Annotated in this window: 23 protein-coding genes and 1 pseudogene; 3 read left to right on the forward strand and 21 right to left on the reverse strand. The window is 71.6% G+C overall.

Translation table 11 applies throughout. The annotated features are described in order from the left end of the window. Positions 1–66 precede the first annotated feature (66 nt). On the reverse strand, positions 67–1,497 hold the full coding sequence (gene infC, locus OVA15_RS05920; RefSeq protein WP_268143733.1) for a translation initiation factor IF-3: 1,431 nt from the start codon (positions 1,495–1,497) through the stop codon (positions 67–69). A gap of 614 nt (positions 1,498–2,111) precedes the next feature. Here infC and OVA15_RS05925 point away from each other — a divergent pair. Then, positions 2,112–2,609, forward strand: coding sequence for a DUF1844 domain-containing protein (locus OVA15_RS05925; protein WP_061711563.1), 498 nt, complete (start codon positions 2,112–2,114; stop codon positions 2,607–2,609). Between the two features lie 18 nt (positions 2,610–2,627). Here the strand turns inward: OVA15_RS05925 and OVA15_RS05930 are convergent, their stop codons facing one another. The 7 genes from OVA15_RS05930 to OVA15_RS05960 all read right to left on the reverse strand — a co-directional run bounded on the left by OVA15_RS05930 (position 2,628) and on the right by OVA15_RS05960 (position 7,843). Beyond that, a complete protein-coding gene (locus OVA15_RS05930; protein WP_268143735.1) occupies positions 2,628–3,521 on the reverse strand; it encodes an SseB family protein in 894 nt (297 codons plus the stop codon). 4 nt (positions 3,522–3,525) lie between these two features. Then, positions 3,526–4,293, reverse strand: a complete 768-nt coding sequence (gene priA, locus OVA15_RS05935) for a bifunctional 1-(5-phosphoribosyl)-5-((5-phosphoribosylamino)methylideneamino)imidazole-4-carboxamide isomerase/phosphoribosylanthranilate isomerase PriA (RefSeq protein ID WP_024290180.1) — start codon at positions 4,291–4,293, stop codon at positions 3,526–3,528. Between the two features lie 41 nt (positions 4,294–4,334). Continuing rightward, positions 4,335–4,502 carry a DUF945 domain-containing protein gene (locus OVA15_RS05940; protein ID WP_137803089.1) on the reverse strand — a complete coding sequence of 56 codons (168 nt, stop codon included), beginning with the start codon at positions 4,500–4,502 and terminating at the stop codon, positions 4,335–4,337. Next, entirely contained in the window at positions 4,499–5,257 is a 759-nt protein-coding gene (hisH, locus tag OVA15_RS05945; protein ID WP_268145619.1) for an imidazole glycerol phosphate synthase subunit HisH, read from the reverse strand. Before hisH ends, OVA15_RS05940 begins: the two co-directional genes overlap by 4 nt. A 41-nt stretch (positions 5,258–5,298) precedes the next feature. Then, positions 5,299–5,931 carry an imidazoleglycerol-phosphate dehydratase HisB gene (hisB, locus tag OVA15_RS05950; protein WP_006214515.1) on the reverse strand — a complete coding sequence of 211 codons (633 nt, stop codon included), beginning with the start codon at positions 5,929–5,931 and terminating at the stop codon, positions 5,299–5,301. A gap of 70 nt (positions 5,932–6,001) precedes the next feature. Further along, the gene (locus OVA15_RS05955) at positions 6,002–7,186 is read right to left on the reverse strand and encodes a histidinol-phosphate transaminase (protein WP_204781970.1); all 1,185 of its coding nucleotides are present in this window, start codon (positions 7,184–7,186) and stop codon (positions 6,002–6,004) included. Positions 7,187–7,255: 69 nt separating this feature from the next. Continuing rightward, the gene (locus tag OVA15_RS05960) at positions 7,256–7,843 is read right to left on the reverse strand and encodes a LysM peptidoglycan-binding domain-containing protein (protein ID WP_006214513.1); all 588 of its coding nucleotides are present in this window, start codon (positions 7,841–7,843) and stop codon (positions 7,256–7,258) included. 393 nt (positions 7,844–8,236) lie between these two features. Between OVA15_RS05960 and lexA the strand changes: the two genes are divergently transcribed. Next, positions 8,237–9,013 carry a transcriptional repressor LexA gene (gene lexA / locus OVA15_RS05965; RefSeq protein WP_235586845.1) on the forward strand — a complete coding sequence of 259 codons (777 nt, stop codon included), beginning with the start codon at positions 8,237–8,239 and terminating at the stop codon, positions 9,011–9,013. 75 nt (positions 9,014–9,088) lie between these two features. Here the strand turns inward: lexA and OVA15_RS05970 are convergent, their stop codons facing one another. The 3 genes from OVA15_RS05970 to hflX all read right to left on the reverse strand — a co-directional run bounded on the left by OVA15_RS05970 (position 9,089) and on the right by hflX (position 14,658). Continuing rightward, entirely contained in the window at positions 9,089–10,729 is a 1,641-nt protein-coding gene (locus OVA15_RS05970) for a DASS family sodium-coupled anion symporter (protein ID WP_268143741.1), read from the reverse strand. A gap of 102 nt (positions 10,730–10,831) precedes the next feature. Continuing rightward, a complete protein-coding gene (locus OVA15_RS05975; RefSeq protein ID WP_326493263.1) occupies positions 10,832–12,916 on the reverse strand; it encodes an ATP-dependent DNA helicase in 2,085 nt (694 codons plus the stop codon). Positions 12,917–12,918: 2 nt separating this feature from the next. Next, entirely contained in the window at positions 12,919–14,658 is a 1,740-nt protein-coding gene (hflX, locus tag OVA15_RS05980; protein ID WP_268143743.1) for a GTPase HflX, read from the reverse strand. Positions 14,659–14,837: 179 nt separating this feature from the next. Between hflX and OVA15_RS05985 the strand changes: the two genes are divergently transcribed. Beyond that, positions 14,838–15,473 (forward strand): class I SAM-dependent methyltransferase, encoded by a 636-nt coding sequence (locus OVA15_RS05985; protein WP_268143745.1) that lies wholly within the window; start codon positions 14,838–14,840, stop codon positions 15,471–15,473. Positions 15,474–15,586: 113 nt separating this feature from the next. On the opposite strand, the pseudogene dapF reads toward OVA15_RS05985, so the two are convergent. The 10 genes and pseudogenes from dapF to OVA15_RS06035 form a co-directional block, all read right to left on the reverse strand. Further along, positions 15,587–16,471 (reverse strand): annotated as a pseudogene (dapF, locus tag OVA15_RS05990) (diaminopimelate epimerase). A gap of 117 nt (positions 16,472–16,588) precedes the next feature. Continuing rightward, positions 16,589–17,515, reverse strand: coding sequence for a tRNA (adenosine(37)-N6)-dimethylallyltransferase MiaA (gene miaA, locus OVA15_RS05995; RefSeq protein WP_235444493.1), 927 nt, complete (start codon positions 17,513–17,515; stop codon positions 16,589–16,591). Further along, entirely contained in the window at positions 17,512–19,005 is a 1,494-nt protein-coding gene (miaB, locus tag OVA15_RS06000; protein ID WP_268145623.1) for a tRNA (N6-isopentenyl adenosine(37)-C2)-methylthiotransferase MiaB, read from the reverse strand. The genes miaA and miaB overlap by 4 nt, the downstream gene beginning before the upstream one ends. 127 nt (positions 19,006–19,132) lie before the next feature. After that, positions 19,133–19,852 (reverse strand): regulatory protein RecX, encoded by a 720-nt coding sequence (locus OVA15_RS06005; protein WP_268143746.1) that lies wholly within the window; start codon positions 19,850–19,852, stop codon positions 19,133–19,135. Between the two features lie 194 nt (positions 19,853–20,046). Beyond that, the gene (recA, locus tag OVA15_RS06010) at positions 20,047–21,174 is read right to left on the reverse strand and encodes a recombinase RecA (protein WP_006214503.1); all 1,128 of its coding nucleotides are present in this window, start codon (positions 21,172–21,174) and stop codon (positions 20,047–20,049) included. Between the two features lie 297 nt (positions 21,175–21,471). Then, positions 21,472–21,693, reverse strand: coding sequence for a DUF3046 domain-containing protein (locus OVA15_RS06015; protein WP_006214502.1), 222 nt, complete (start codon positions 21,691–21,693; stop codon positions 21,472–21,474). A gap of 148 nt (positions 21,694–21,841) precedes the next feature. Continuing rightward, positions 21,842–22,204, reverse strand: a complete 363-nt coding sequence (locus tag OVA15_RS06020) for a helix-turn-helix domain-containing protein (protein WP_051452693.1) — start codon at positions 22,202–22,204, stop codon at positions 21,842–21,844. A gap of 206 nt (positions 22,205–22,410) precedes the next feature. Next, on the reverse strand, positions 22,411–22,995 hold the full coding sequence (locus tag OVA15_RS06025) for a CinA family protein (protein WP_241180479.1): 585 nt from the start codon (positions 22,993–22,995) through the stop codon (positions 22,411–22,413). Then, on the reverse strand, positions 22,995–23,627 hold the full coding sequence (gene pgsA, locus OVA15_RS06030) for a CDP-diacylglycerol--glycerol-3-phosphate 3-phosphatidyltransferase (protein ID WP_024290166.1): 633 nt from the start codon (positions 23,625–23,627) through the stop codon (positions 22,995–22,997). Before pgsA ends, OVA15_RS06025 begins: the two co-directional genes overlap by 1 nt. A gap of 103 nt (positions 23,628–23,730) precedes the next feature. Further along, entirely contained in the window at positions 23,731–26,745 is a 3,015-nt protein-coding gene (locus tag OVA15_RS06035; protein ID WP_268143748.1) for an FtsK/SpoIIIE family DNA translocase, read from the reverse strand. Between the last annotated feature and the right edge of the window lie 16 nt (positions 26,746–26,761).

Here is a 26,761-nt window from a genome sequence, read left to right on the forward strand (position 1 = left end):
GCTGGGTGAGCCGACGACTCCGCGGTCACCGACCCGGTCCCGTCCAGCGGGACCGGGTCGAAGCTTTCATGTCAGGGCAGCGGGGTCACTGCCCCGGCTTGGGTCCGCCCGGCTTGGGCGCTCCACCCGGCTTGGGTCCGCCGCCCGGCTTGGGCGCCGTTCCCGGCTTGGGTGCGGGCCTGGGCGTCGATCCGGGGTCGGGGCGCCCGACGGGCGCGGTGCCGAGGGTCGGCCCGGGCCGCCGGCCGGACGGGGCGAACCGCCCTGCCCGGAGCCCTGCGAGCTCGAGGCCGGACGCGGGGTCCCGGAGGTCGAGCGCGGGGGCCTGGACGACTCCGAGCCGGTGCGCGGACCCGACGAGGACGGACGACCGCCGCTGGGGCGCGAGGCGCCACCGGAGTCCGGGCGGCCCGACGAGGGCCGACCCGAGCCGCCGGAGGGACGGCCGCCGCGATCGGATCCGCGATCTGAGCCGCCGCGATCGTTCGAGCGGGGCCCGCCCTGGCGACCGCGACCGCCGCCGCGGGGCTCGCGCTTGTCCTCCTTGGGCAGCACGACGGGCGGCTGATCCTCGGAGACCTTCAGCGGCGGGGCGCCCTCGGGCACCTCGAACTTGGCCGAAGCCAGCGCGCGCAGCTCCTCGGGGATCGACTCCCCGATCGAGCTGCCGCCCACGGGCAGCGGGTTCTCGGCATCGCCGGTGGCCGGAGCGCCGGACTCACGAGCATCGCGCTCGCGATCGCGACGGGAGGACTTCACCTTCGAGGGAAGACGGCTCTCCTGATCGGACTCCGCCTCCTTGGCGCGGCGGGCAGCCGACTTGGCCTCGGACTTGGTCTTCAGCGGACCGAGGACCATGACCATGTTGCGGCCGTCCTGGCGCGGGCTGGACTCGACCTGGCCGAACTCCTCCAGGTCCTCGGCCAGCTTGCCGAGCAGGCGCACGCCCATCTCCGGACGCGACTGCTCGCGGCCGCGGAACTGGATCATGGCCTTGACCTTGTCGCCCTCGGTCAGGAAGCGCTTGGCGTGCCCGACCTTGGTCTCGTAGTCGTGGTCATCGATCTTCAGGCGGAACCGAACCTCCTTGAGGCTCGTGTTCGACTGGTTCTTGCGCGACTCGCGCGCCTTCACCGCCGCCTCGTACTTGTACTTGCCGAAGTCCATCAGCTTGGCGACGGGCGGCTTGGCGGTGGGGGCGACCTCAACCAGATCCAAATCGGATTCACGGGCCAGTCGCATGGCGTCCTCGACGCGGACGATGCCGACCTGCTCGCCCGCCGGCCCGACAAGGCGGACCTCGGGGACGCGAATCTTCTCATTGATGCGTGGATCGCTGATGCTCTGCTCCTGAGATAGTCGTGCCGGTCTGATCCGGCGATCTGCGGCGACGGCCCCCGAGCTGTGCTCGAGCTCCGCGCCCTGGTGCGGATGGCAACGAAAAAGCCTCCGCTGCCCAGGGCAAGCGGAGGCCGAGGCATCCGGATCGGCAACCACCGATCCCCCGATCGAACGGGGACGCCGACAGCATCTCTGCTGGCACGGCGCGGACGCTGCTGCGTCGTCTTGACCCGGAGACCCTGTCGATCCTGAGATCGCGGTCAGCGCGGGTGGGAGTCACCTCCGCTTGCACACTGCCGAACATCATACACGAAAGCTTCTCCCCGGGACACGATGACGCTGCGGCGGGCAGGATCCGGCCACGCGCGAGATTCGGTGCCGAGGAATCGACGGATCGGCCAGGGCGCCGGTGCGTACACCGACCCTGCCTCGGCGCACACCCCGGCCGCATGACCGGTGCTGCTGCAACAGCGAGCCGACACCGCAGCCTCCACGCTGCCCCGAGGTCCGCCTCGACGGCCTCGGAAGCGTGACGTCGATCCAGCCGAGCCCATCGAGTGGCCCGCTGAAGTGCGTCTGAGATCGTGGGCGACTCGAGTGGCCTCCCAGCGTGCGCACGGAGGGGCGGTCTCAAGGGGCTATCGCAACACCTGTGATGAGTTCGGTCAGTCGATGGCCGAACCGCTCGGACGGGGCTCGTGCGGGCAGGGGCCCGGGCCGGCGGAGCATGCGTCGCCGACGTGATCGCCCTCAGCACCTAGGCTGGGGCCATGACTTCTCAGAGCACCTTCCGCTTCGACGGCGCCTCGGACGACGACGCCCGGGCCGCAGCGCAGCAGCCCGCCCAGGATTCCGCGCAGCCCGAGCATGCCGATCACGACCATGCCCAGGAGCCGCATGAGGGCAGCCCGCTGAGCCAGGAGGCCCTGGACGCCGTCACCCAGCAGGTCCGCGACATCGCCGAGGTCCCCGCGATCGAGGTCATCACGACGTCTGCGGTGCACCTCATGTCCGCCGCCGCCGTGAAGTGCGGCCTGGCCGAGGGCCCGGATGCCGAGGCGCTCAAGGACCTCGACGAGGCCCGCAAGCTGATCACGGCGCTGGCCGGCTTCGTCACCGCCGCAGCGCCGGAGATCGGCTCGCAGCACGCGGGCCCGCTGCGCGACGGCCTGCGCACGCTGCAGCTGGCCTTCCGCGAGGCGTCGACCTACCCGGACAAGCCCGGTCAGGGCCCCGGCGAGAAGTTCACGGGCCCCGTCTTCTCCTGAGCTGACCCGCCGGGCGCGTCAGATCTCGAGGGCCTCCAGCGCCACCTCGAGGCTGTCGACCTTCTCGGCCACCACGGTGTGCTGGGAGAGCCTGTCCTGGAAGGCCCGGACCAGACCGTCGAGCTGCCCCTGGTCCAGTCCTGGCAGCAGCTCGAGCACGGCGGTCAGCTCCGGGCCCTCGCCCCCGCCGGGCAGCGACCCTCCCCCGCTCAGCGGGGTGTCCGCGCCGCGGCCCCGCCGCACGTGGGCCCCGGCCACACCGGGCAGTCCCAGAGCGGCATCGAGCACCGCCCGGGAGACCTCCTGCGAGTCGTAGCTCGGCGTCCACTCGATCCCCTGGGCGACCGCCCACAGCGCCGGGCGGCGCACCACGAAGGGCGCTTCCGAGCCGGGATTCAGCACGAGCATCTGGGCGCCGTCCTGGACGGCAGCCAGAGCGGCCCGCCGCGCATCGGCGGCCACCGGCCGCGCCTGGCGGTGCCACTGCGTGACCTCGACGTCCGAGCCGAAGACCGGCTGAACACTGCGACCGCTGCGAGAGGACAGCCGCACCAGCGCCATGTCCGCTTCCTTGTCGGCCACCAGCCCCTCGTCGGTGACGGTGCTGGCCGAGACCTCGGCGACCACCGGCACGAAGACCCGGGCGGCTGCGAGCGCGGCGACGACCTCCGCCTCATCGGCTTCTCCCCGCGAGCGCGCCGCCAGGGCCGACTCCAGCGCGGCGTCGACTGCGCCGCTGTCGCCCGGGAAGAGATGACCGTGACCGTGCTCCAGGTCGCGGCCCTGCCACGGCTGTCCCCCGGTGTCGGTCTGCCCGCCTGCCGAGCGCAGCTGCGCCTGGATGTGCGAGGGAAGCTCGCGCGCGGGCCCTCGCGGAGTCGGAGGGTCGTCGTTCGGCCGAGCACTGCTCACGGGCTCAGACCTCCGGGCGTCCCGCGACATCCAGGGCCTGCTCGAGCGTGAAGCGCCCGGCATAGAGGGCCTTGCCCATGATCGCGCCCTCCACACCCGAGCTGACCAGGCGGCGCAGCGCGGCGATGTCCTCGAGCGAAGCGATGCCGCCGGAGGCCACGACGGGCTTGCCCGTGCGCTGCGCGACCTGCTGCAGCAGCTCGACATTCGGGCCCTTCAGCGTGCCGTCCTTGGTGACGTCGGTGACGACGTAGCGGGAGCAGCCGTCGGCCTCGAGGCGCTCGAGCACCTCCCACAGGTCCCCGCCCTCCTGGGTCCAGCCGCGGGCGGCCAGCGTGGTGCCGCGCACGTCCAGGCCCACGGCGATGACGTCTCCGTGCTCGGCGATGACCCGTCGGGTCCACTCGGGATCCTCGAGCGCGGCGGTGCCCAGATTGATCCGGGCCGGCTCGAGCGACAGCGCTCGCTCGAGGGAGGCGTCGTCGCGGATGCCTCCGGACATCTCGATCTTCAGCGACAGCGACCGGGCCACGCTCGTGAGGACGTCGATGTTGTCCCCGGTGCCGAATGCGGCATCCAGATCGACCAGGTGCAGCCACTCGGCCCCTGCGTCCTGCCAGGCCTGCGCGGCCTCCAGCGGATCGCCGTAGCCGGTCTCGGAGCCGGACTCCCCCTGGACGAGGCGCACGGCCTGGCCGTCGCGGACGTCCACCGCGGGCAGCAGCTCGAGGCGCGGGCCGGTCTGCTCGGCGTGGTTCGTGTTTTCGGTCATTGCTCTCCTCGATCGAATGCGGATGTCTCGGGGGGGGGCGCTCAGCCGCGGCTGCCTGTGTACCAGGCGAAGGCGCCGTAGATGATCAGGGCGGCGGCGATGACCCCCATGATCACGACGGTGTAGCGCGGGAAGCCCTGCTTGTGGAACGAGTAGGTGCCTCCGGCCATGAAGGCTCCCAGCGCCATCACGATGACGGCCCAGCTCATGCGTCGCTCTCCTCATGACCAGCGGTCTGCGCGTCCCGCGCGGCGAGGGCCGCGTCCAGTCGGCCCGTGCGCGGCAGCGTCTCGAGCCAGTTGCGCAGCAGCTGGAGTCCCGCCTGGCCCGACTTCTCCGGGTGGAACTGCGTGGCGGACAGTGCCCCGTTCTCCACAGCGGCGATGAAGGGGCTTCCGTGGCGCGACCAGGTGACCTGCGGCGGGAGCATGTGCTCGCTGTTCTGCTCGAACTCCCACTTCAGCACGCCGAAGGAGTGCACGAAGTAGAAGCGCTCCTGCTCGATGCCGCGGAAGAGCACGCTGGACTCGGGCGGCTCGACCGTGTTCCAGCCCATGTGCGGGACGATCGGGGCGTCCAGGCGCTCGACCGTGCCCGGCCACTGGCCCAGGCCCTCGGTCTCCGTGCCGTGCTCGACTCCGCGCTCGAACAGGACCTGCAGTCCGACGCAGATGCCCAGGACCGGTCGCCCGCCCATGAGCCGGCGCTCGATCAGGCGCACCGCGCCGATCTCGCGCAGCCCCTCGGCCACCGCCTGATAGGCGCCCACTCCGGGAACGAGCAGGCCGTCGGCGCCGGAGACCAGCTCCGGGTCGCGCGTGAGCAGGACGCGGGCACCGGCCTCCTCGAGCGCGCGGACGGCCGAGCGGACGTTGCCGGCCCCGTAGTCGAGCACGACCACGGACGGCGCCGACGAGGCCGGCTCCTGCGGCAGCGGCTCCCCCACCGTGTGCGGCGCGGGGATCGTGCGGCCCTTGTCGTCGACCGCGTCCTCCGGGCGGCGGATCACAGCGCGCCCTTGGTCGAGGGGATGCCGGTGACGCGCGGGTCCGGCTCGACGGCGGCGCGTAGCGCACGGGCCAGGGCCTTGAACTGGGCCTCGACGATGTGATGCGGATCCCGCCCGCGCACCAGCTCCATGTGCAGGCAGATCCCGGCGTGATGAGTCAGCGACTCGAAGACGTGCTGGGTCATGGAGCCGGTGAAGTGCCCGCCGATCAAGTGGTACTGCTGGCCCTCGGGCTCGCCGACGTGCACGCAGTACGGGCGCCCGGAGACGTCGACGACCGCGTGGGCCAGCGCCTCGTCCAGCGGCACGGAGGCCTCCCCGAAGCGTGCGATCCCGCGCTTGTCGCCGAGGGCGGTGCGCAGGCACTCGCCGATCACGATCGCGGTGTCCTCCACGACGTGGTGGACGTCAATGTGGGTGTCGCCGGTGGCCTGGACCGTCAGGTCGATCAGCGAGTGCTTGGACAGCGCCGTGAGCATGTGGTCGTAGAACGGCACGCTGGTCGAGATGGAGTGCTGGCCGGTGCCGTCCAGGTTCAGCTCGACGCGGATGCTGGATTCCGACGTCACGCGCTCGAGCGAGGCGGTGCGTGCGCCGTCGCTCGCTGCGGTGGTGGGCTGATCGCTCATGATGGGGCCTCCTGCGGCGGGATGGGATTCTGTGCCGGGCCGACGTGCGAGGGCGTCAGCGGCGGGCGGTTCAGCGGTTCGCGGGGTCCTGCTCTGTCTCGGAGTCCCTCGCAGCGGCGGACCGGTCCTCCAGGTGCGCGCGGACGCCGTCGAGGAACGCGGTGGTCTCCTCCTCGGTGCCGGCGGTGACGCGCAGGTGCCCGGGGATGCCGACGTCGCGGATCAGGACGCCTCGATCCAGCAGGTCCTGCCACAGGGCCGGGGCGTCGATGCCGCCGCCGAAGAACACGAAGTTGGAGTCCGATTCCGCCGGGTCCAGCTCCATCCGCTTGAGGTCATCGACGATCCGGTCGCGCTGCATGCGGATGTCGGCGACGTCGGCGAGCAGAGTCGTGCGATGGCGCAGCGCCGCCAGAGCGGTCGCCTGGGTCACCGCGGAGAGGTGATACGGCAGGCGCACCAGACGCACGGCATCGGCGATCTCCGGTGCGGCGGCGAAGTAGCCGATCCGCGCCCCGGCCAGGGCGAAGGCCTTGGACATGGTGCGGCTGACGACCAGGCGCGGACGGCCTTCGAGCAGGCGCAGCGCGGTGCGCTCTGGGAAGCGGGAGAACTCGGCATAGGCCTCGTCGACCACCACCACGGTGTTCGACTCCTCGCCGGCGCGGTAGACGGCATCGACGACGTCGTCCTCCAGCGCGGTGCCCGTGGGGTTGTTGGGCGAGCACAGCAGCACGATGCTCGGGCGGTGCTCGCGGACCTGTGCGGCGGCCGATTCGGCGCTGAGCGTGAAGTCCTCGGCGCGCACGCCCGGGATGAACTCCGTGTTCGTGCCGGCCGAGAGCAGCGGGTACATGGAGTAGGACGGGACGAAGGCCAGCACACGACGACCGGGGCCGCCGAAGGCCTGCATGAGCTGCTGGAGGATCTCATTGGAGCCGTTGGCGGCCCAGATGTTGTCCTGGTCCAGGCCGTGGCCCAGGTATTCGGCCAGCTCGCGGCGCAGCTGCGTGAACTCGCGGTCCGGGTAGCGGTTGAGGGTTCCCACGACCCGCGAGACCTCGGCGACGATGGCGTCCTGGACGTCCTGCGGCACCGGATGCGTGTTCTCGTTGGTGTTCAGGGCGATGGGGACGTCGATCTGCGGCGCCCCGTAGGGGGACTTGCCGCGCAGGTCGTGGCGCAGGGGAAGCGAGGCGAGCCGTTCGGCTCGCGTGGCGCCCTCGGTGCTGGGTGTCGCGCTCTGAGAAGTCACCAGGACAGTCTACGAGGCGCGGACGGGGCCTTCAGCATCCGACGGCGGCCGAACCCACCGTCCTCCGGCTCAGGCCGCGGGAACCAGCACCTGCTGGCCCGGGGAGACCTGGGCGGAGTCCAGCTCGTTGAGCTCCACGATCTGCAGGACGACGTCCCGGGTGTCGCGCTGCGGCTCGGCCTGCTGAGCGACCTCCCAGAGGCTCTGACCGGGCTGGACGGTCACGGAGTCGACCCCGGGGCCCTCGGCCGGCTCGGTTCCGGCGGTGACGTGGGAGGGTGCGATCAGCACGACCAGCAGTGCGGCCGCGGCCAGCACGCCGAGCATGGTCGGCAGGCCGATCAGCAGCAGCCGCCCGCGGCGGGTCAGGCGCATGGGCGAGGACGCGGATCGCGCCGGTGCGGAGGCCTCCGGCTCCTTCACGGCGGGCAGGGTCCGAGTCTGCGGTGCAGCTGCGCGACCGCCCGGAATGACGCGCAGAGCCGGACGGCGCCCCTCCGACTCCTTGAGCCGCGCAGCGGGGCGTCGGCGCAGGGCGGGCACGGCGGAGGAGAGCTCCTGCGCGAAGGCGCGGCCCCCGCTGCGCAGGGCGCTGACGAGGGGGATGCTGCCGGTGGAGGACGAGTGCGACAGGACAGCGGTGCTGATCACGGACATGGGATGCACTCCTTCTTGCCGAGGGACGGACGGTGACAGACGGTGCGGGTGGTGCGGGTGGTGGCCGCTCCCGTGTTCGAACCTGTGTCGGATTCGAGACCCGATCCCGGTTCTCGAATACATGTTCGAACTGCTTGCGACCATTTCTAGCACCTGTGTACGACTCGTGTCGAGACACGATCGAACAGATGTTTGAAGGTGACGTCCGGCTCACGTAGCCTCAGCGGGAGGACTGTGCAGGTCGGAGGCCCTGGCGGGGCCTCGAGGACGAGTCAACGCAACCGCTCAGACAGCACAAGGCGGCCACGGCGCGGCGCGAGCGCGTCGCCGCGGCCCAGCACGCAGCGCACCCGGCGATCCGGAGGCGCCCATCGACGGAAGACGAGGACGGACATGGCAGCCAGCGGCACCGGTCGCACGCAGCGCGGCTCAGGCGGCACGGCCCGGGCGACGGGCTCCGAGTCCTCCCGGCGCAAGGGCCTGACCCCGCGGCAGCGCACGATCCTGGAGGTCATCCAGCGCGCCGTCGCCGCCCACGGCTATCCCCCGTCCATGCGCGAGATCGGCGACCTGGTGGGCCTGAAGTCTCTGTCGAGCGTGACCCACCAGCTCAATCAGCTCGAGCGGCAGGGCTACCTGCGCCGCGACCCCAAGCGCCCGCGCGCCCTCGAGGTCCTGGTGCCCCTGCATCTGCTCGGCGATCCCGAGGCGGAGGCCGCCTCCGCCGTCGCCGAGGCTCCGGCCGCTTCGGAGGCGCCGGAGCTGGACGACGACCTGCCGTCGATCGGCTCCGCGGACGTCTCGTTCGTGCCGCTCGTCGGCAGGATCGCCGCCGGCACCCCGATCACCGCCGAGCAGCAGGTCGAGGACCGCATGGCCCTGCCGCGCCAGCTCACCGGCCACGGCGAGCTGTTCATGCTGCGGGTCTCCGGCGACTCCATGATCGATGCCGCCATCTGCGACGGCGACTGGGTCGTGGTGCGCGCTCAGGCCACCGCCGAGAACGGGGAGATCGTGGCGGCCCTGCTGGACGACGAGGCCACGGTGAAGACCTTCCGCCAGCGCGACGGACACACCTGGCTGCTTCCTCAGAACTCGCAGTACGAGCCGATCCTGGGCGATCACGCCACGGTGATGGGCAAGGTCGTCTCGGTCCTGCGCAGCCTCTGAACACGCAGATCACCGCCATGACGAGCGGCTGAGGACGGATCCGTCCTCAGCCGCTCGTCGCTCATCCCCTGCCGGTCACAGCAGCCCGATCCACTGCCAGTACGTGGCCGAGAAAAGCAGGATGAGCAGATAGCCGGCGATCGTCAGCGGGATGCCGGTGCGCAGGAACTGCTGCGTGGTGAACGCGCCCGTGCCGTAGGCGAGCATGTTCTGCGGGGCGGAGATCGGCAGCAGGAATCCGAAGCAGATCAGGAACTGCATGATCAGCACGAAGCCCACGCCCTCGCCGGGCAGGTCCGGGATCGACACGGCCAGGGCGATGAACACCGGGATCAGCGCGCTCGACATGGACGTGGCCGAGGCGAATCCCAGGTGGATCAGGATCGTGAACGCGCCGACGATCGCGATGATCGCGAGCACCGGCAGACCCGTGATCCCGAGCCCGTCGAACACGGCCGCCGACAGCCATGCCGCCGCCCCGGTCTCCAGCAGCACGGATCCCAGCGAGATGCCGACCGCGAAGACCACGAGCGTCCCCCAGCTCACGAGCTCCTCCACGGTCTTCCAGGAGTAGACCCCGATGCGCGGCAGCAGCATGACGCCGATGGCGCACAGTGTCACGGTGGTGGCGTCGATGTCGTGCATCGAGCCCTGGGTGGACCAGAAGGCCAGCAGGATGACGGCCACAGCCGCCAGGCGCTTCTCCGCCCCGGTCATGGGCCCGAGCTCCGTCAGGGACTTCTGGACGATCTCGCGGCCGCCCTCCAGACGGTCGACCTCGGGCTTGATGGTGGCCCGCATCACGAAGTAGAGCACCACGGACATCACCGCAGCCCAGGGAGCGCCGGCGGCGAACCACTGCGGCCAGGAGATCGTGGCCCCCATGGACTCCTGGATGAATCCGACGGCCACGAGGTTCTGGGCTGCGGCGGTCTGCACGCCGATGTTCCAGATCGAGATCGACTGCGCCGCGGTGATGACCATGAGCGCGCCCAGCCGGGACTCGGTCGGCAGCCCGAAGGCCGCGACCATGCCGATGAGGATCGGGACCACGGCCCCGGCCCGAGCGGTCGCCGACGGGACGAAGAAGGCCAGGACGATCGAGATGATGATCGCTCCGATGAGGATGCGGCTGGTCTTCTCCCCCGCGTACTTCATCACCACGAGCGCGATGCGCTTGTGCAGCCCGGTGGCCTGCATGCCCGCAGCCAGCGCCAGCGCCGCCGCCACGAGCGCCACCGCCGAGGAGCCGAAGCCGGCGAGGGCGTAGCCCAGGGCATCGCTGGTCCCCAGCGCCTCCCCCGAGCCGTCAGGTGCCGGCGAGGCCCCCAGCAGCAGGGCCATGATCCCGATGATCATCACCGAGCTCACGGGGTACGACACGGCCTCGGTGACCCAGAGGATCACCGCGAAGGCCAGGATGCCCAGGGCCCGCTGGCCGGAGACGCTCAGCCCGTCCGGGGTCGGCATCAGCACGACGACGGCCAGCACGATGATCGCCAGCCCCAGCCACACCGGGCGCATGCTCAGGTGGGCCTTGCGGGAATGCGGTCCGAGGGACTTCTCGGAGCGCAGCTCGGCGGTGGCGCGCTCCTCCGAGCGGGCCTCCTGCCCTGCCTTGGCCCGTCGACGCGCCGCCGTCCGCAGCCGGGACGGATTCCCCCTGTCCCCGCGAGATCCTCCCGCTGCGTCCGCGCCGCTGCGCGCATCGGCCATGATGAGCTCCTTCTTCGTCGATAGAGCCGACTCTTCTGATATCCAGAGTCACATGGATCGAAACGCAGGAGGTATGGATTGCGCGCGGTTGCCCCGGCCGGTTCAGTCCTGGCCGTGCAGCCGCTGCAGCGCCGAGTGGACGGTCTTCCGGTCGGTCGTCGTCCACAGCGGAGGCAGGCTGGCGCGCAGGAACCCGCCGTAGCGCGCCGTGGCGATCCGCGAGTCCAGCACCGCCACCGCGCCGCGATCGCTCGTGGAGCGGATCAGTCGACCCGCTCCCTGGGCCAGGCGCACAGCGGCGTGTGTCGCCGAGATCGCCATGAACCCGTTGCCTCCGCTGTCGGCGACCGCGCGGGTGCGCGCCGTGGACAGCGGATCATCCGGTCGCGGGAACGGGATGCGGTCGATCAGCACCAGACGGCAGGAGTCGCCGGGCACGTCGACTCCCTGCCACAGCCCCATGGTCCCGAACAGCGACGTGTCCGGCTCCTCGGCGAACTGGGAGACGAGCGCGCTGAGCGTGGACTCGCCCTGGCACAGGATCGACAGGCCGGTTCGCTCGCGCATCACCTCCGCGGCCTCCTCCGCCGCTCGGCGCGAGGAGAACAGCCCGAGGGCTCCCCCGCCGGAGGCTTCGAGCAGATCCTGGATCTCCTGCAGCATCCCGTCGGAGAGCTGACGCCCGGGCTTGTCCAGGTGCTTCGCCATGTAGAGGATGCCCTGGCGCGGGTAGTCGAAGGGGCTGCCGACGTCGATGCCGTCCCACTTCGGTGCGCCGGAGCCCTTGAGTCCCAGATCGCCGGCCACGGCGTCGAAGGACTCGCCCACCGTCAGGGTAGCCGAGGTCAGCACGACCGTGCGGCCCTCGAACAGGCCCTCGCGCAGGCGCCCGCCCACGTTCAGCGGCGCGATGCTGAGGGTCGCCGGATCGGAGTCATCGGCCGGGACGTAGCCGCGGCCGGGCTCCCAGCCGCCCTGGCGCGACAGCCACATCACCTCGCGCGCCTCGTGCGCGCCGAGCAGCCGCTCCGCGAGCTCGAGGGTCTCGCTCAGCCGCGATCGCGTCATCTGCCGGCCGCCGTCCGTGTCGCGCCCGCCGTCCTTGGACTCGGGCTTGGTCTCCGACAGCGCGGTGCGTGCGGCCTCGCGGATGCGGGCGACGGCCGCCGACATCGGCTCGGTCAGCCCCCTGGCCAGCAGCTCGGCCGGCACGCCTTCGAGGGCCTTCTCGAGATCGTCCGCCCCGGAGGCCAGCTCCTCGTGCTGGGCGGTGGTGTGCTTGCGCACGGAGGCGGCCACCGAGCGCACCGTGGCCGCGGACATGGCTCCAGAGACGGCTCCCGTCACCCGGTCCCGCAGCTCGTGGGCCTCGTCGACCACCACGACGTCGTGCTCGGGCAGGACCTGGATGGATTCGAAGGCGTTGATCGCCAGCAGGGCGTGATTGGTGATGATGATGTCGGCCTCGGCCGCCCGGGCCTTGGCGAGCTCGGCGAAGCAGCTCTCCACGAGCGGGCAGCTGCGGCCCAGGCACTCGCGCGCGGAGACGGAGACCTGCCGCCAGGCGGCGTCGGTGACGCCCGGGGTGACGTCGTCCCGGTCACCGGTATCGGTGACCTCCGCCCATTCGCGCAGGCGCTTGATCTCCAGCCCTAGCCGTCCGGCGCGGGAGCTCGATGCGGCCGGGGGATGCGGGCCGTCGTCGGGCATGGCGAACAGGGCGCCGCCCTCGTCCTCGGGATAGCCGCCCTCGATCTTGTGCAGGCAGGCGTAGTTGCTGCGGCCCTTGAGCAGCGCGACCTCGAGGTCCTCCGGCAGCTCCTCCGACAGGACGTCGAGCAGGCGGGGGACGTCTCGGCCGACCACCTGGGACTGCAGCGCGAGCGTGGCGGTGGCGACCACCACGGGGCGCTCGGCCGTGCGCGCGTGCTGGACCAGCGGGGTCAGGTAGGCCAGCGACTTGCCGGTGCCCGTGCCGGCCTGGACCAGCAGGTGGCGGTTCAGCTCGAGGGCCTCGGCGACCTTGCCCGCCATCAGGCGCTGGCCGTCGCGGCGCTGACCCCCCAGGGCCTCGACGGCCGTGTCCAGAAGGTGCAGCGCGTCGGCTCCGCCGGGCAGCGACTCCGGGCGGACGTCCACGACGGGGCGTCCGGAGGCATCCCGGAATCCCGTGCTGGCCCCCTCCACGCTCAGCGCGCCTCGGCGCCGGAGGCGGCCTGCTCAGCGGAGCCGGCCTCTGCTGCGTCCGAGGCCGCGGCGTCCGTGCCGTCGCCGGGCACGCCCTGCCCGAACTGCTGGGCGTCCTGCCACACATAGCGCTGCAGCTCGCCGGCCAGGTCCTCGCGCACCTTCACGAGCAGGTGCGTGCCCTCGCCCAGGTACTCGGTGCGCAGGATCTCGGCGTCCCAGCCGTGCAGCCGCGAGACGATGTCGCCGTCGGTGTACGGGACCAGCAGGTCCAGCACGTGATCGGGGCGCGGGATCGCCTCGGAGATGCGCTGCTTGAGCTCGTCGATGCCCTCGCCCGTGCGGGCCGAGACGACGACGACGTCGCGGTGGGTGTTGCGCATCCGCTGCACCACGAACGGGTCGGCCGCATCGGCCTTGTTCAGCGCGATGATCTCCGGCAGGTCGAGGGCGTCGATATCCGCGAGGACCTCGTGGACCGCGCGGATCTGCCCCTCGGGATCCGGGTGCGAGGCGTCCACGACGTGGACGATCACATCCGAGTCGGCGACCTCCTCGAGGGTCGAGCGGAAGGCCTCGACGAGCTGCGTGGGCAACGATCGCACGAAGCCGACCGTGTCCGAGAGCGTGTAGCCGATGCCGTCCGGAGTCTCGGCCTTGCGGACCGTGGGATCCAGAGTGGCGAACAGGGCGTTCTCCACGAGCACTCCTGCATCCGTGAGCCGGTTGAGCAGCGAGGACTTGCCCGCGTTCGTGTACCCGGCGATTGCGACCGAGGGCACCGAGTTGCGACGGCGGTTCAGCCTCTTGGCCCCGCGCGAGGGCTTCATGGCGGCGATCTCGCGACGCAGCTTGGCCATGCGTGCGCGGATCCGGCGGCGGTCCATCTCGATCTTGGTCTCACCGGGACCGCGCGAGCCGATGCCCTCGCCGCCCGCGGCGCGACCGCCCGCCTGGCGGGAGAGGCTCTCGCCCCAGCCGCGCAGGCGCGGGAGCATGTACTCGAGCTGGGCCAGCTCGACCTGGGCCTTGCCCTCCTTGGACTTGGCGTGCTGGGCGAAGATGTCCAGGATCAGTCCGGTCCGGTCGATGACCTTGACCTTGACGACGTCCTCCAGGGCGCGGCGCTGCGACGGGGCCAGCTCCTCGTCCACGACGACGGTGTCCGCCCCCGTGGCCGCCACGATGTCCTTGAGCTCCAGGGCCTTGCCCGAGCCCAGATAGGTGGCCGGATCCGGGTTGGTGCGGCGCTGGATGATGCCGTCGAGGACCTCGGAGCCGGCGGTCTCGGCCAGGGCCGCGAGCTCGCGCAGGGAGTTCTCCGCCTCGGAGGCCGGGCCGGTGGTCCACAGCCCGGCGAGCACGACCTTCTCCAGGCGCAGCTCGCGGTACTCGACCTCGGTGATGTCCTCGAGCTCGGTGGACAGGTTGGCCACGCGGCGCAGCGACTGCCGCTCGGACAGCTCCATCTGGGTGCCGTCGGCGTCGGTGTGCACGCTCCGGTCCGCGAGCTCGCGGGCGCGTCCGCTCAGGACATCGCGGCGCCCGCCGCCTGCCGGAGCTCCCTCGGCAGCCTCCTGGGAGGTCCCTGCCTCCGAGCCGGAATCGTCGGGGGCGGACCGGCCGTCCCGGTCCCGGCGCTGCTGGGCGCGCGAGAGCACCCGAGCGACGACGTCCTCGAGCTGCTGATCGGTGGGCGTGGTGCCGGTGGGCTCGGCACCGCTGTCGGGGATGTGGGTCATGGATCCTTTTCGGGTGGTCTGACACGCCGTGTGCGGGCTCGGGGAAGGAGGCCGCAGAGGCTCGATCAAGGGTACAGCGCAGCACGGACGCGGTTTGTTCCGCGACGGCGCCTGTGCAGGGGATCCGGGGCCGCCGTCGGGAGCGGCCGGGCCGCGAGCCCATCGCCCGGCGACCTACCATGGTCCCCATGTCCGAGACCCCTGACGCCCACTACTTCACGACTCCGCAGGACGAGGAGCGCCGCTCGCGGATCCGGGTGCAGCTGCGCGGCCGGGAGGTCTCCGTCGAGATCGCCGGCGGGGTGTTCTCCCCCAAGGGCCTGGACAAGGGCACCGCGATCCTGCTCGACGAGGTCCCCGATCCGACGGGCGCCGAGCTGCTGGACCTGGGCTGCGGCTGGGGCCCGGTGGCGATCGCCATGGCTCAGGCTGGACAGCCGGGAGCACGGGTGACGGCCGTGGACGTCAACGACCGTTCCCTGGGTCTGACCCGCGACAACGCGGCGGCCCTGGGTCTGACGGGCGTGGAGGCTCTGCGCCCCCAGGACGTCCCCGACGACCGCCGGTTCGACACGATCTGGTCGAACCCGCCGATCCGCATCGGCAAGCAGGCGCTGCACGAGCTGCTGCTGCTGTGGCTGCCGCGCCTGGCCTCCGGCGGCACCGCCTGGCTGGTGGTGCAGAAGAACCTGGGTGCGGACACCCTGCAGTCCTGGCTCGCCACCGCGCTGCCGGAGGCCGCCGAGGGGCCCTGGGAGGTCCGGCGCACGGCGACCGCCAAGGGCTTCCGGATCCTCGCCGTCACCCGGGGCTGATCACTCCAGCTGGCGGCCGCCGCGCCGGAGGACTCCAGCAATACCCCAGGACGCTGCTCGTCGAGCCGTGTCCAGGGCAGATTCGGCCGCCCGTGCAACCCGCTGAGGGCGCCTCAGGCGAAGACGCCGCGCGCCACGATCTCTGCCGGTCCGGCCAGCACCACATGCTCGGCGCCGTCCGGCCCGGGCACGAAGGTCGCCGAGACGATGCCGCCGGGCACCTGGACCAGGTACTCATCGGGTGCCGAGGCCCCCGCCCAGAACCGCGTCGCGGCCGCGGCGGCGCAGGCCCCGGTGCCGCAGGACTGGGTCCCCCACCCCGCGCTCGTGGACGCGCATGCGCAGCCGGCCGATGCCGTCGCCCTCGTCGTCGGCCGGGACCACGAACTCCACATTGGTGCCGTCGGGAGGCGTGGGGCTCACCTCCGGCTGGGTCCACAGCTGCAGGTGATCGAGCTTCTCGCCCTCGGCCAGCGCCACCACGGTGTGCGGGTTGCCCGTGGTGATCGAGACCCCCGGACGAGGGACCTTCAGGCCCTGGGCCGTCACGACGGCGTCGGAGCCCGCTCGCGCGCCCGGTCGCCGTCGATGAATCCCCACGGCCCCATGTCCACTGCGAAGCCGTCGGGCGTGGCGGCGACCGTCTTGAGGCCGCCGCGGGTGCCGATGCGCAGCATGGCGCCCTCCCCCAGATCCACCAGTCCCTGCTGCAGCAGCGCCCGGACGAACACGCGCACGCCGTTGCCGCACATCTCGGCGATCGAGCCGTCCCCGTTGCGGTAGTCCATGAACCACTCGGCCGACGGGTCCTGCTCGAGCAGCTCGCGGCCCTCGGGCAGCGCCGAGGAGCGGATGAGGCGGATGAAGCCGTCGCCGCCGATGCCCTGGTGACGGTCGCAGGCCCGTCGGACCACGTCGTCGCCCAGCAGCAGCTGCCCGTCCGGGTCCACCACGAGCACGAAGTCATTGCCCGTGCCGTGGCCCTTGAGGAACTCCATCCCGCTGAGCTCGCCGAAGACCGACGGGGCCTCCTGCGCGGAAGCGGTCTCGGTGGTGGTCTCGGCAGTCACGGGGTCGTCCTCCTGGGTCGGTGTGCGGGCGTCCACCCCAGCATGCTAGTCCGCGCTGAGGATCCGCTGGGCCTGCTCCACGAGGTCCTCGGCACCGGCCTCGAGCCAGTGCACGCGCTGATCGGCGCGGAACCAGGTGAGCTGGCGTCGGGCGAACTGGCGGGTGGCCACGGTCGTGGCCTCGATGGCCTGTGCGCGATCGGTGCGCCCCAGCACGACGTCGGCGAACTGCGGATAGCCCAGCGCACGACCTGCGGTGGGGCTCTCGAGCAGTCCGAGCGGCAGCAGGCGCGCGACCTCGCCCTCCAGACCGGCCTCGGCCATGGCCTGCACGCGATCGGCCAGGCGCTGATGCAGCACGGCGCGATCGGTGTCCAGACCGATCTGCACGGCAGGCTGGTGATACGTGCGCGTGGGCATGAACGACGTGAACGGCCGCCCGGTGACCTCCAGGACCTCGAGCGCCCGGATGAGGCGGCGGTCGTCGTGCACGCGCTGGGCGGAGGCAGGATCGGCCTCCTGCAGCCGTCGGCGCAGCGGCCCCTCGCCGTGGTCCTGCAGCTCCTGCATCAGGCGAGCGCGGACCTGCGGGTCGGTGCCGGGGAACTCGATCTCATCGAGCGCGGCGCGCACGTAGAGGCCCGAGCCGCCCACCAGGATCGGCACGCGACGGCGCGAGCGGATGTCCTCGAAGCACTCCCGGGCTGCGCGCTGGAAGCGGGCCACCGAGGCCTCCTGGTGCACGTCCAGGATGTCCAGGAGATGGTGCGGGACCCCCCGGCGCTGAGCCTCCGTGACCTTGGCGGTGCCGATGTCCATGCCCCGGTAGAACTGCATGGAGTCGGCGTTGACGACCTCCCCGTCCAGGCGCTGGGCCAGGGCGATCGCCAGGTCCGACTTGCCGGTCCCGGTGGGCCCGACGATCCCGACGACCGGCAGCTGGCCCGCCGGGACCTGAGGCGCTGCGCTCACGCTCCGCGCACGGGCAGTGACGGCATGCCGAGGCTCACCGCACCGTCCGCGCCGCCGGCGGCACCGCCGCTAGGCGCTGCGCAGGAGGCGGCCTGCTCGCGCTCCCAGGCATCCCCGCCGCGCGAGCGGCGCAGCCGGTACTGGCCGGGCTGCGGATCGGCGATCAGGTGATAGGCGGCCGCCCGGGTCACGGGCACGGTCACGAAGTCACCCGGGCGCGGGGCCTGCTCGCCCTCGGGCACCGAGAAGTGGACCAGGCGCTGGTCGGGTGCGCGCCCCGAGAGGCGATGGGTGGCCTCGGACTTGCGCCCCGTGTCTGCGGTGACCAGCAGCTCGAGGGTGCGGCCCACCAGCTGCTCGTTCTCCTCGGCGGCGATCCGGTCCTGCAGGGCCACCAGGCGCTCGTAGCGGTGCTGGACGACCTCCTTGGGCAGCTGGTCCTCGCGCTCGCCTGCCGGAGTGCCCGGGCGCACGGAGTACTGGAAGGTGAAGGCCGAGGAGAACCGGGAGCGCTCGACGACGTCGAGGGTGTCCTGGAAGTCCTCCTCGGTCTCACCAGGGAAGCCCACGATGATGTCGGTGGTGATCGCAGCGTGCGGGATCTGCTCGCGGACCTTCGCCAGGATCCGCAGGAACCTGGCGGAGCGGTAGGACCGGCGCATGTCCTTGAGCACCCGATCCGACCCGGACTGCAGCGGCATGTGCAGCTGCGGCATGACATTGGGGGTCTCGGCCATGGCGTCGATGACGTCGTCGGTGAAGGCGGCCGGATGCGGGGAGGTGAAGCGCACGCGCTCCAGCCCCTCGATCTGCCCGCAGGCGCGCAGCAGCTTGGAGAAGGCCTGGCGGTCGCCGAAGGAGACGCCGTAGGAGTTCACGTTCTGCCCCAGCAGGGTGACCTCGACCGCGCCCTGATCCACGAGCGCCTGGACCTCGGCCAGGATGTCGCCGGGCCGACGGTCCTCCTCCTTGCCGCGCAGCGACGGCACGATGCAGAACGTGCACGTGTTGTTGCAGCCCACCGAGATCGAGACCCAGCCCGCGTAGGCCTGGTCCCGCTTGGTCGGCAGCGCCGACGGGAAGGTCTCCAGCGACTCGAGGATCTCGATCTGCGCGTCCTCGTTGTGCCGAGCGCGCTCGAGCAGGGTCGGCAGGGAGCCGATGTTGTGGGTTCCGAACACGACGTCGACGACCGGAGAGGTCTCCAGGATCCGATCCTGGTCCTTCTGCGCCAGGCATCCGCCCACAGCCACCTGCATGCGCTCGTTGCGCTTCTTGGGTCCGACGAGCTGGGAGAGGTTGCCGTAGAGCTTGTTGTCGGCGTTCTCGCGCACCGCGCAGGTGTTGAACACGATGAGATCCGGCTCGTCCTCCGGCTGGGCGGGGACGTAGCCGGCGGTCTCGAGCATCCCGGAGATCCGCTCGGAGTCGTGGACGTTCATCTGGCAGCCGAAGGTGCGCACCTCATAGGAGCGCGGCGCCTCGAGCACGGGGATCTCGGGGGCGAGCGTGGAGGGGCCGGTCTGGGCGGTATCGAGGCGGGGAGTCACGCGACAAGGATAGTGAGCCGGTCAAATCTCCCGCTTCCCCGCTGCACCCCAGCCGAGGCCCTCCTCCTCAGAGGCTCTCCGGCTCCTCGAGCAGGCCGTCATCGCCGGCGCCGTGGTCGTCCAGCACGCCGCGCACGACCTCGAAGGCCAGCCCCGGGGCGTAGCCCTTGCGCGCCAGGGCGGAGACCATACGGCGGATGAGCTTGTGCTTGGCCTCGCGATCTGCCAGCTGCGCCTGAAGCGCCGGACCCGACGGCAGCTTGCGGCGCGCGAGCTCCACGGCATCCGCCCGCTCGTCGTCATCGGTGCGCTGGGCGAGGGCCTGCTCGACGAGGTCCCGGTCCACGCCCTTGCGCTGCAGCTCCATGCGCAGGGCCGGGCGGGCCAGCTTGCGGGTCTCCGCCCGCTGCCGGACGTAGGACTGCGCGAAGGCCTGATCGTCCACGAGCTCGACCTGCTCGAAGCGATCCAGCACCGCCCGTGCCACGGACTCCGGGACGTCCTTGTCCGCGAGCTTGTCCTCGAGCTGCTGGCGCGACTTGGCCGAGGCGGTGAGCTGGCGCAGCACGATGGCGCGCGCCGTCTCATGCAGCTGCTCCTGCTGCTCAGCGGCCTCCGTGGGATCCGAGGGCATGTCGCGGGCGCTGCGCACGGCACGCCCCATGCGGCGGGCGCGCTGCTGGGCTCTGAGACGGCGGCGGTCGTAGTCCGACTCGCCGAGCTCATCCGCCAGCGTGTCCTGCGGCAGCTGGTCGCTGTCCTGCACGGGCAGGTCGTCTGGGTCCACGAAAATCGGCGCTCCTGAGCTGTGTCTCTGGTCTGCAGGGTCTCTGGCCCGTGCGATCTCCGGTCAGCGGGCTGGGGCCTGGCGCAGCACCGTCATCGCGCTGTGGACAGGCACGAGCTCGGATCTGAGGCGAGCAGCCCCCGCTGCCCGAGCGGGCGGCGGGGGCTGGCTCAGCGCATCAGGTCGGCAGCCGCTCAGAAGGCGGCGTCCGCCGGGGCCTTCTCGGAGTCGCCGCCCAGCGGGGCATCGATGCCCGCGGTGGCGATCGCCTCCTGGTCGACCTCCTCGTTCGGGTCCTCGACGATGCCGAGCTTGACCAGCAGGCGCTGCTCGATCTCCTCGGCCAGCTCCGGATTGTCCTTGAGGAACCGGCGCGAGTTCTCCTTGCCCTGACCGAGCTGGTCGCCCTCGTACGTGTACCAGGCGCCGGACTTCTTGACGATGCCCTGCTCCACGCCCAGGTCGATCAGGCCGCCCTCGGTGGAGATGCCCTGGCCGTAGAGGATGTCGAACTCGGCCTGCTTGAACGGCGGGGCCATCTTGTTCTTGACGATCTTGGCGCGGGTGCGGTTGCCCACGGGGTTCGCACCGTCCTTGAGGGTCTCGATGCGGCGCACGTCCACGCGCACGGAGGCGTAGAACTTCAGCGCCTTACCGCCCGTGGTCGTCTCCGGCGAGCCGAACATGACGCCGATCTTCTCGCGCAGCTGGTTGATGAAGATCGCGGTGGTGTTCGAATTGGACAGGCGACCGGTGATCTTGCGCAGCGCCTGCGACATCAGGCGGGCCTGCAGGCCCACGTGCGAATCGCCCATCTCGCCCTCGATCTCCGCCTTGGGCACCAGCGCCGCCACGGAGTCCACCACGACGATGTCGATCGAGCCGGAGCCGACCAGCATGTCCATGATCTCGAGCGCCTGCTCGCCGGTGTCCGGCTGGGAGACCAGGAGGTTGTCGATGTCCACGCCGAGCTTCTGGGCGTAGACCGGGTCCAGGGCGTGCTCGGCATCGATGAAGGCCGCGATGCCGCCGGCGCGCTGGACGCTGGCCACCGCGTGCAGGGCCACCGTGGTCTTGCCGGAGGACTCCGGGCCGTAGATCTCCACGACGCGTCCGCGCGGGAAGCCGCCGGTGCCGAGGGCCACGTCGAGGGCGATCGAGCCGGTGGGGATGACCTCCACCTTCTGCGCCGGGCGCTCGCCCAGCTTCATGACCGAGCCCTTGCCGTAGCTCTTGTCGATCTGGGCCAGGACGGTCTCGAGCGCCTGCTCGCGGTCCGAGCCGCCGGAGGCAGCCGAAGCTGCGGACTTCTTGGGAGCCATCATTCACCTCGCGTGGATCGTGGGGGCGGGTCCGCTCGATGAGGGGCCCGACGGTGCTGCTGCGCACCAACGTATGGACGGGGTCCGACAGCACAAGACGGACCGTGGGGGCTGCCGATCAGCCGCCCCGAAGGGGCCTGCGACCAGCAGCTGTGGAGCCTGCGGGGCCCGCCGGCGCCGCCTCAGCACACCGAGATGCGGCCGGAGGCGGCGACCCTGCGGGCGCAGGCCCCACGATAGCCGATTCGAACACCTCTTCGAATGCAGCGGACCTGCGCGTGTCGCGACGGGTCCGCTTCAGGAGCGCGGCTCCTGGTCCGGTCCCCACTGCCGGGACTCGGGGACCTGCTGCTCGCGGCACAGCGCGAACCAGACGAGCTTGGGATCCTCGCCGTCGGCCAGCGCCTGCTCGGCGGTTCGGTGGCCGAGCTCCCCCAGCACGGTGTCGCGCACCAGGATCCGGCCCTGCGCCTGTCCGAACTCGTGGACGACCATCTCGTTGAACCTGCTCACGCGCATGCGGGCGATCGCTCCTCTTCAGATCGGCTCCGAGCCAGACGGCCGACGGGCCCGGCACGGCGCAGGGCCCGACGCCGTTGTCGGCACCGGGCCCTGCAGCTGGTCATGGGGCGGCGACCAGTCGGGTCGCCGCGGGAGGCGCTGGGCCTCAGGAGGCCTGGACGGTCCCCGCGAAGCTCGAGCCGAACTCCTCGTGCAGCTCAGCCGGCACCGTGTCCGGGGCGAAGTTGCCCTCGAGCTCGGCGATGTGATCGGCGACCTCGCGCAGCATGGCCGACACGGGGATGTCGAGTGCGGCGCAGATCGAGGCGAGCAGCTCGGAGGACGCCTCCTTCTGCCCGCGCTCCACCTCCGACAGGTAGCCGAGCGAGACGCGCGCGGAGTGCGAGACCTCGCGCAGAGTGCGGCCCTGCCGCTGACGGATCGAGCGCAGGACCTCACCGATCTCCTGACGCAGCACGACGGGACGGGGCTCAGCGGCCTCCGTCTTCCGCGCCGAAGTCTGGTCCATGTCCTTCCAGCGAATGATTCCGTTGACGGACACAGGGGTCTTGGTGGTGGTGATGATGTGGCTCCTCGGTCGTGCGGAGGACGAGGCCTCCGCGTTGTCCGAACCGGTCGGCGACCGGGCCCGGATGGCCCTCTCTGGGCCGTCGGTGGGTGCAACCGCCGACAGGACTCCATTGTTCCGTGCTCGACGGCCGTTCGGCTAGGAGTTCACTGGGAGGCGCCCAGGACCTCCACGAGCATCTCCAGGGCGGCCCGCACGCTCAGGCGGCGGATCTGCTCCCGATCGCCCTCGAGCCGCAGCAGCCGGGAGCTGAGCCCGCGAGGACCGGCGGCACCGAGCCACACCGTCCCCACGGGCTGCCCGTCGTGCGGCTCCGGCCCGGCCACTCCGGTGGTGGACACGGCGACGTCGATGCCCAGCGCGGTCCGCGCGCCGGAAGCCATCGCCTCGGCCACCTCGGCGCTGACGGCCCCGGTGCGCTCGAGCAGCTCGGCCTCCACGCCCAGCACGCGCTGCTTGACCGCGTGCGAGTACGAGACCACCGAGCCCTCGAAGGCCGCCGAGGCCCCGGGGACGGAGACGATCGCGGCGGCCAGGGCGCCCCCGGTCAGCGACTCGGCGGTGCCCAGGCTCAGCCCGGCCGCCGAGGCCGCGCGCACCGCACGGGAGGCCAGCGATTCGACGGTCTCCTCGGCCAGAGCCTCATCGGCCCCCGACGGACGCGCGCCGTCCGCGGCGGTGCCGCTCGTCGTGTTCGCCGTGTCCACGGGCGATTCCCTGGGATCGCTCATCAGCTGTTGTCCACGGGCTTGCCGGCCGCCAGGGAATCGCGGCGCAGCTGGTACGCCTTCACCACGTAGTCCACGCCGGTGACCACGGTGACGATCGTGGCCAGGCCCATGAAGAACCAGCCGATCCAGGGCCACCACTGACCCACCACGGGAACGAGCGGGATGAGCAGGAACAGCAGCGCGATGGTCTGCAGGACGGTCTTGAGCTTGCCGCCCTTCGAGGCGGCCATCACGCCGTAGCGGATCACGGCGAAGCGCATGACGGTGATGCCCCACTCGCGGACCAGGATCACGATCGTGACCCACCACCACAGCTCGCCCATGGCCGACAGGACGATGAACGCGGCCCCCGTGAGCAGCTTGTCCGCGATCGGATCGGCGATCTTGCCGAACGAGGTGATCAGCCCGCGGGCGCGGGCGATGTCGCCGTCGAGCTTGTCGGTGAACATGGCCAGGCCGAACACGCCCACAGCCGCCCAGCGCCACCCCAGCGAGGCCTCGCCGAACGAGCCGCCCAGCACGGCGAACCACACGAAGAACGGGACCATGACGATCCGCAGCGTGGTCAGCGCATTGGGCAGGTTCCAGTTGGACGGAGCGGGGCGTCCGCCCTGATCGGCCGCTGCGGTCATGAAGTGCTCCTGTCCTGCGGCGCGCGATGCGCCGCGTCGGTCTGCGTGCGATGAGGCCTCCGGCGCGTCGTCGTCGCGGACGGCACAGCGCCGGAGGCTAGGCTCAGCGGCCGGTGAGCTGCCAGGCGTCCTGGCTGGACTCCTCGTCCGCGTCGTCGTGGTACTCGGCGGCGGCCTCGACGTCCGAGTCGTCCAGGGCGTCGGCGCCGGAGGACGCGATCTCACCGGAGCCGCCGGTGCCCTGATGCGGATGCGCCGGGGCGGGCTCGGCCGCGGTGGGGGGCTCCTCGCCGCGGATGACGGCCAGGGTGGCGGCCAGGTCGTCCGGACCCACCAGGACGTCGCGGGCCTTGGAGCCCTCCGACGGGCCCACCACCCCGCGGGACTCCATCAGGTCCATGAGCCGTCCGGCCTTGGCGAAGCCCACGCGCAGCTTGCGCTGCAGCATGGAGGTCGAGCCGAACTGCGTGGTGACCACGAGCTCGACCGCCTGCAGCAGGACGTCCAGATCGTCCCCGATGTCCTCGTCGATCTGCTTCTTGGGCTGCTCCTGGATGACGTCGTCGCGGTAGTGCGTCTGCATCTGCGACTTCACGTGCTCGACGACGTCGTGGATCTCGGACTCTGCGACCCACGCGCCCTGCACGCGCATGGGCTTGGAGGCGCCCATGGGCAGGAACAGGGCGTCGCCCTGTCCGATCAGCTTCTCCGCACCGGGCTGGTCCAGGACCACGCGGGAATCCGTGACCGAGGAGGTCGCGAACGCCATGCGCGAGGGCACGTTGGCCTTGATCAGGCCCGTGACCACATCCACCGACGGGCGCTGGGTGGCCAGCACCAGGTGGATGCCGGCCGCGCGCGCCAGCTGGGTGATGCGCACGATCGAGTCCTCGACATCGCGAGGGGCGACCATCATCAGGTCCGCGAGCTCGTCCACGATCACCAGCAGGTAGGGGTACGGGCGGATGACCCGCTTGGAGCCCGGCTCGGGCTGGACCTTGCCCGCGCGCACGCCCTTGTTGAAGTCGTCGATGTGCTTGTAGCCGTAGCGCGAGAGGTCGTCGTAGCGGGCATCCATCTCCCGCACGACCCACTGCAGCGCCTCGGCGGCCTTCTTGGGGTTCGTGATGATCGGGGTGATCAGGTGCGGCACGCCCTCGTAGGCGGTCAGCTCCACGCGCTTGGGGTCGACCATCACCAGGCGGACCTCATCCGGGGTGGCCCGCATGAGCAGCGAGACGATCATGGAGTTCACGAACGACGACTTGCCCGCGCCGGTGGCACCGGCCACGAGCATGTGCGGCATCTTGGCCAGGTTCGCCACGACGAAGCCGCCCTCGACGTCCTTGCCCACGCCCATGACCATGGGGTGATCGTTCTTGCGCGCGGCCTGCGAGCGCAGGACGTCGCCCAGGGCGACGGTCTCGCGGTCGGTGTTCGGGATCTCGATGCCGATGGCGGACTTGCCGGGGATCGGCGAGAGGATGCGCACGTCCGCCGAGGCGACCGCATAGGAGATGTTCTTGGACAGCGCCGTGACGCGCTCGACCTTGGTGCCGGCACCCAGCTCGATCTCGTAGCGGGTGACCGTGGGGCCTCGGGAGAACCCGGTGACCTCGGCGTCGACCTTGAACTGCTCCAGCACGCTGGTCAGCGCGGCCACGACGGCGTCGTTGGCCTCCGAGCGCTCCTTGGACGGCGGGCCCAGCACGAGCGAGGACGGGTCCGGAAGCGTGTAGGCGACATCGCCCTCGAGCTGCAGCTGCTCGGTGCGCGCCGGGATGGGCTCGACCGGAGTCTCCGCCCGGCGCACGACCGCTCGGCCCACAACGGGCTCGTGCTCGTCGAGGCCCTGGTCGTCCACGAGCGCGGAGGAGCCGGAGCCGGCCGCGGTGTCCGAGGCGGCGGAGGCCGCCGCGCCGCCGGGCTCGAGTCCCTGCTCCGCCAGCAGCCTACGCGCGGCCTCCTGATCGCGGGTGGGGCGCTTCTGCCCCGGACGCGGGCGCTCCTCCTGAGAAGCGGCAGCCGCGGCCGAGGAATCCTCCTGGGGGCTCGGCGCCTCTCCGGACTCGACGTCGTAGACGAAGCTCTCACCCGTGTCCCGCGCCGCTGGGCGACGGCCCGAGCGTCGGGGCTGCTGCTCGGCCTCCTGCCCCTCGGGACCGTCCGGCAGCACGGCCGTCTCGAAGGCCTCGTCGCCGTGGTAGGAGTCCAGCTCGGCTCGGCGCTGCGCGTCCTGCTTCTCCTGCCGCTTGCGAGCTCGGCGGGCCGCACGGGACTCGGGCTCGGACTGGCGGTCATCGAGGTAGGAGCGGTCGTGCTCCTGCGCCGAGAGGTCGGTGCCCGCACGCCTGTGGGGCTCCGACTCCCCCACCAGAGTCCGCCAGGCTGCGCCCAGGCGCGGGCCGATCTGCGACAGCGGGGTCCCGGTGATGATCAGGACGCAGATCGCCAGCAGCAGCGCGCAGACGATCGCGGCGCCCAAGGGCGTGATGACCCCGCCCAGCGGGCCGGCCATCAGGTAGCCGATGGCTCCGCCGGCGGTGAGGCGGGCCTGGAAGGAATCCGCGACGCCCGGCGAGCCGCCCAGCACGTGGGCGATCCCGCTGGCCGCCAGCAGCGCCAGGCTCAGGCCCAGCGCGATCCGGTTGTTCGGCGGGGTGGGCACGGGACGGCGGAAGATCCGCAGGGCGAAGCCGCCCAGAGCCAGCGGCAGCACAAGAGCCGCCCAGCCGATCAGCCCGGCGACCACCACGTGGATGCCCGAGGCGGCGGCACCCAGCACGGGCACGCCGGAGTCGTAGAGGCTCCACCACTCGACCACGGCGATCGCCGCGGCCAGGCACAGCAGCACCAGGGCCCCGCCGTCGCGACGGTCCTGGGGCTCCATATCGGTGCGCACGGTGCCGATGCGGCGCACGGCGCCGCCGACCAGGTGGGCGCACCACAGCCAGAGCCCGAGGAGGGCATCGAGGATGCGCTCGCCGGCGCCGGGGCCTGCTGCGCGGGAGCTGGAGGACGTGGCGCGGGGGGACTTGGAGGATCCGCTCTTGGGCCTGGAGCCAGAGCCGCGCGACGTCGAGGCGCCCTTGCGGGCGGGGGAAGTACGAGTCGCCATGGCCCCCAGGGTAGTC

It is taken from the genome of Kocuria sp. SL71 (assembly GCF_026672465.1).
GTDB classification, from domain to species: Bacteria; Actinomycetota; Actinomycetes; order Actinomycetales; family Micrococcaceae; genus Kocuria; species Kocuria palustris.

Excerpts from the sequence above, each read along its gene's own strand:
- OVA15_RS05940 (WP_137803089.1), bottom strand. The coding sequence starts at position 4,502 with ATGAGCTGGGCCGTCATCGTGATGGCGCTGGGAGCCTTCATGGCCGGA.
- pgsA (WP_024290166.1), bottom strand. The coding sequence starts at position 23,627 with ATGACCGCAGCGGCCGATCAGGGCGGACGCCCCGCTCCGTCCAACTGG.
- OVA15_RS06020 (WP_051452693.1), bottom strand. The coding sequence starts at position 22,204 with ATGGACCAGACTTCGGCGCGGAAGACGGAGGCCGCTGAGCCCCGTCCC.
- OVA15_RS06035 (WP_268143748.1), bottom strand. The coding sequence starts at position 26,745 with ATGGCGACTCGTACTTCCCCCGCCCGCAAGGGCGCCTCGACGTCGCGC.
- OVA15_RS06015 (WP_006214502.1), bottom strand. The coding sequence starts at position 21,693 with ATGCGCGTGAGCAGGTTCAACGAGATGGTCGTCCACGAGTTCGGACAG.
- priA (WP_024290180.1), bottom strand. The coding sequence starts at position 4,293 with ATGACCGAAAACACGAACCACGCCGAGCAGACCGGCCCGCGCCTCGAG.
- OVA15_RS06025 (WP_241180479.1), bottom strand. The coding sequence starts at position 22,995 with ATGAGCGATCCCAGGGAATCGCCCGTGGACACGGCGAACACGACGAGC.
- OVA15_RS05925 (WP_061711563.1), top strand. The coding sequence starts at position 2,112 with ATGACTTCTCAGAGCACCTTCCGCTTCGACGGCGCCTCGGACGACGAC.
- lexA (WP_235586845.1), top strand. The coding sequence starts at position 8,237 with ATGGCAGCCAGCGGCACCGGTCGCACGCAGCGCGGCTCAGGCGGCACG.
- hflX (WP_268143743.1), bottom strand. The coding sequence starts at position 14,658 with ATGACCCACATCCCCGACAGCGGTGCCGAGCCCACCGGCACCACGCCC.
- OVA15_RS05970 (WP_268143741.1), bottom strand. The coding sequence starts at position 10,729 with ATGGCCGATGCGCGCAGCGGCGCGGACGCAGCGGGAGGATCTCGCGGG.
- OVA15_RS05985 (WP_268143745.1), top strand. The coding sequence starts at position 14,838 with ATGGTCCCCATGTCCGAGACCCCTGACGCCCACTACTTCACGACTCCG.
- OVA15_RS05960 (WP_006214513.1), bottom strand. The coding sequence starts at position 7,843 with ATGTCCGTGATCAGCACCGCTGTCCTGTCGCACTCGTCCTCCACCGGC.
- hisB (WP_006214515.1), bottom strand. The coding sequence starts at position 5,931 with ATGAGCGATCAGCCCACCACCGCAGCGAGCGACGGCGCACGCACCGCC.
- recA (WP_006214503.1), bottom strand. The coding sequence starts at position 21,174 with ATGGCTCCCAAGAAGTCCGCAGCTTCGGCTGCCTCCGGCGGCTCGGAC.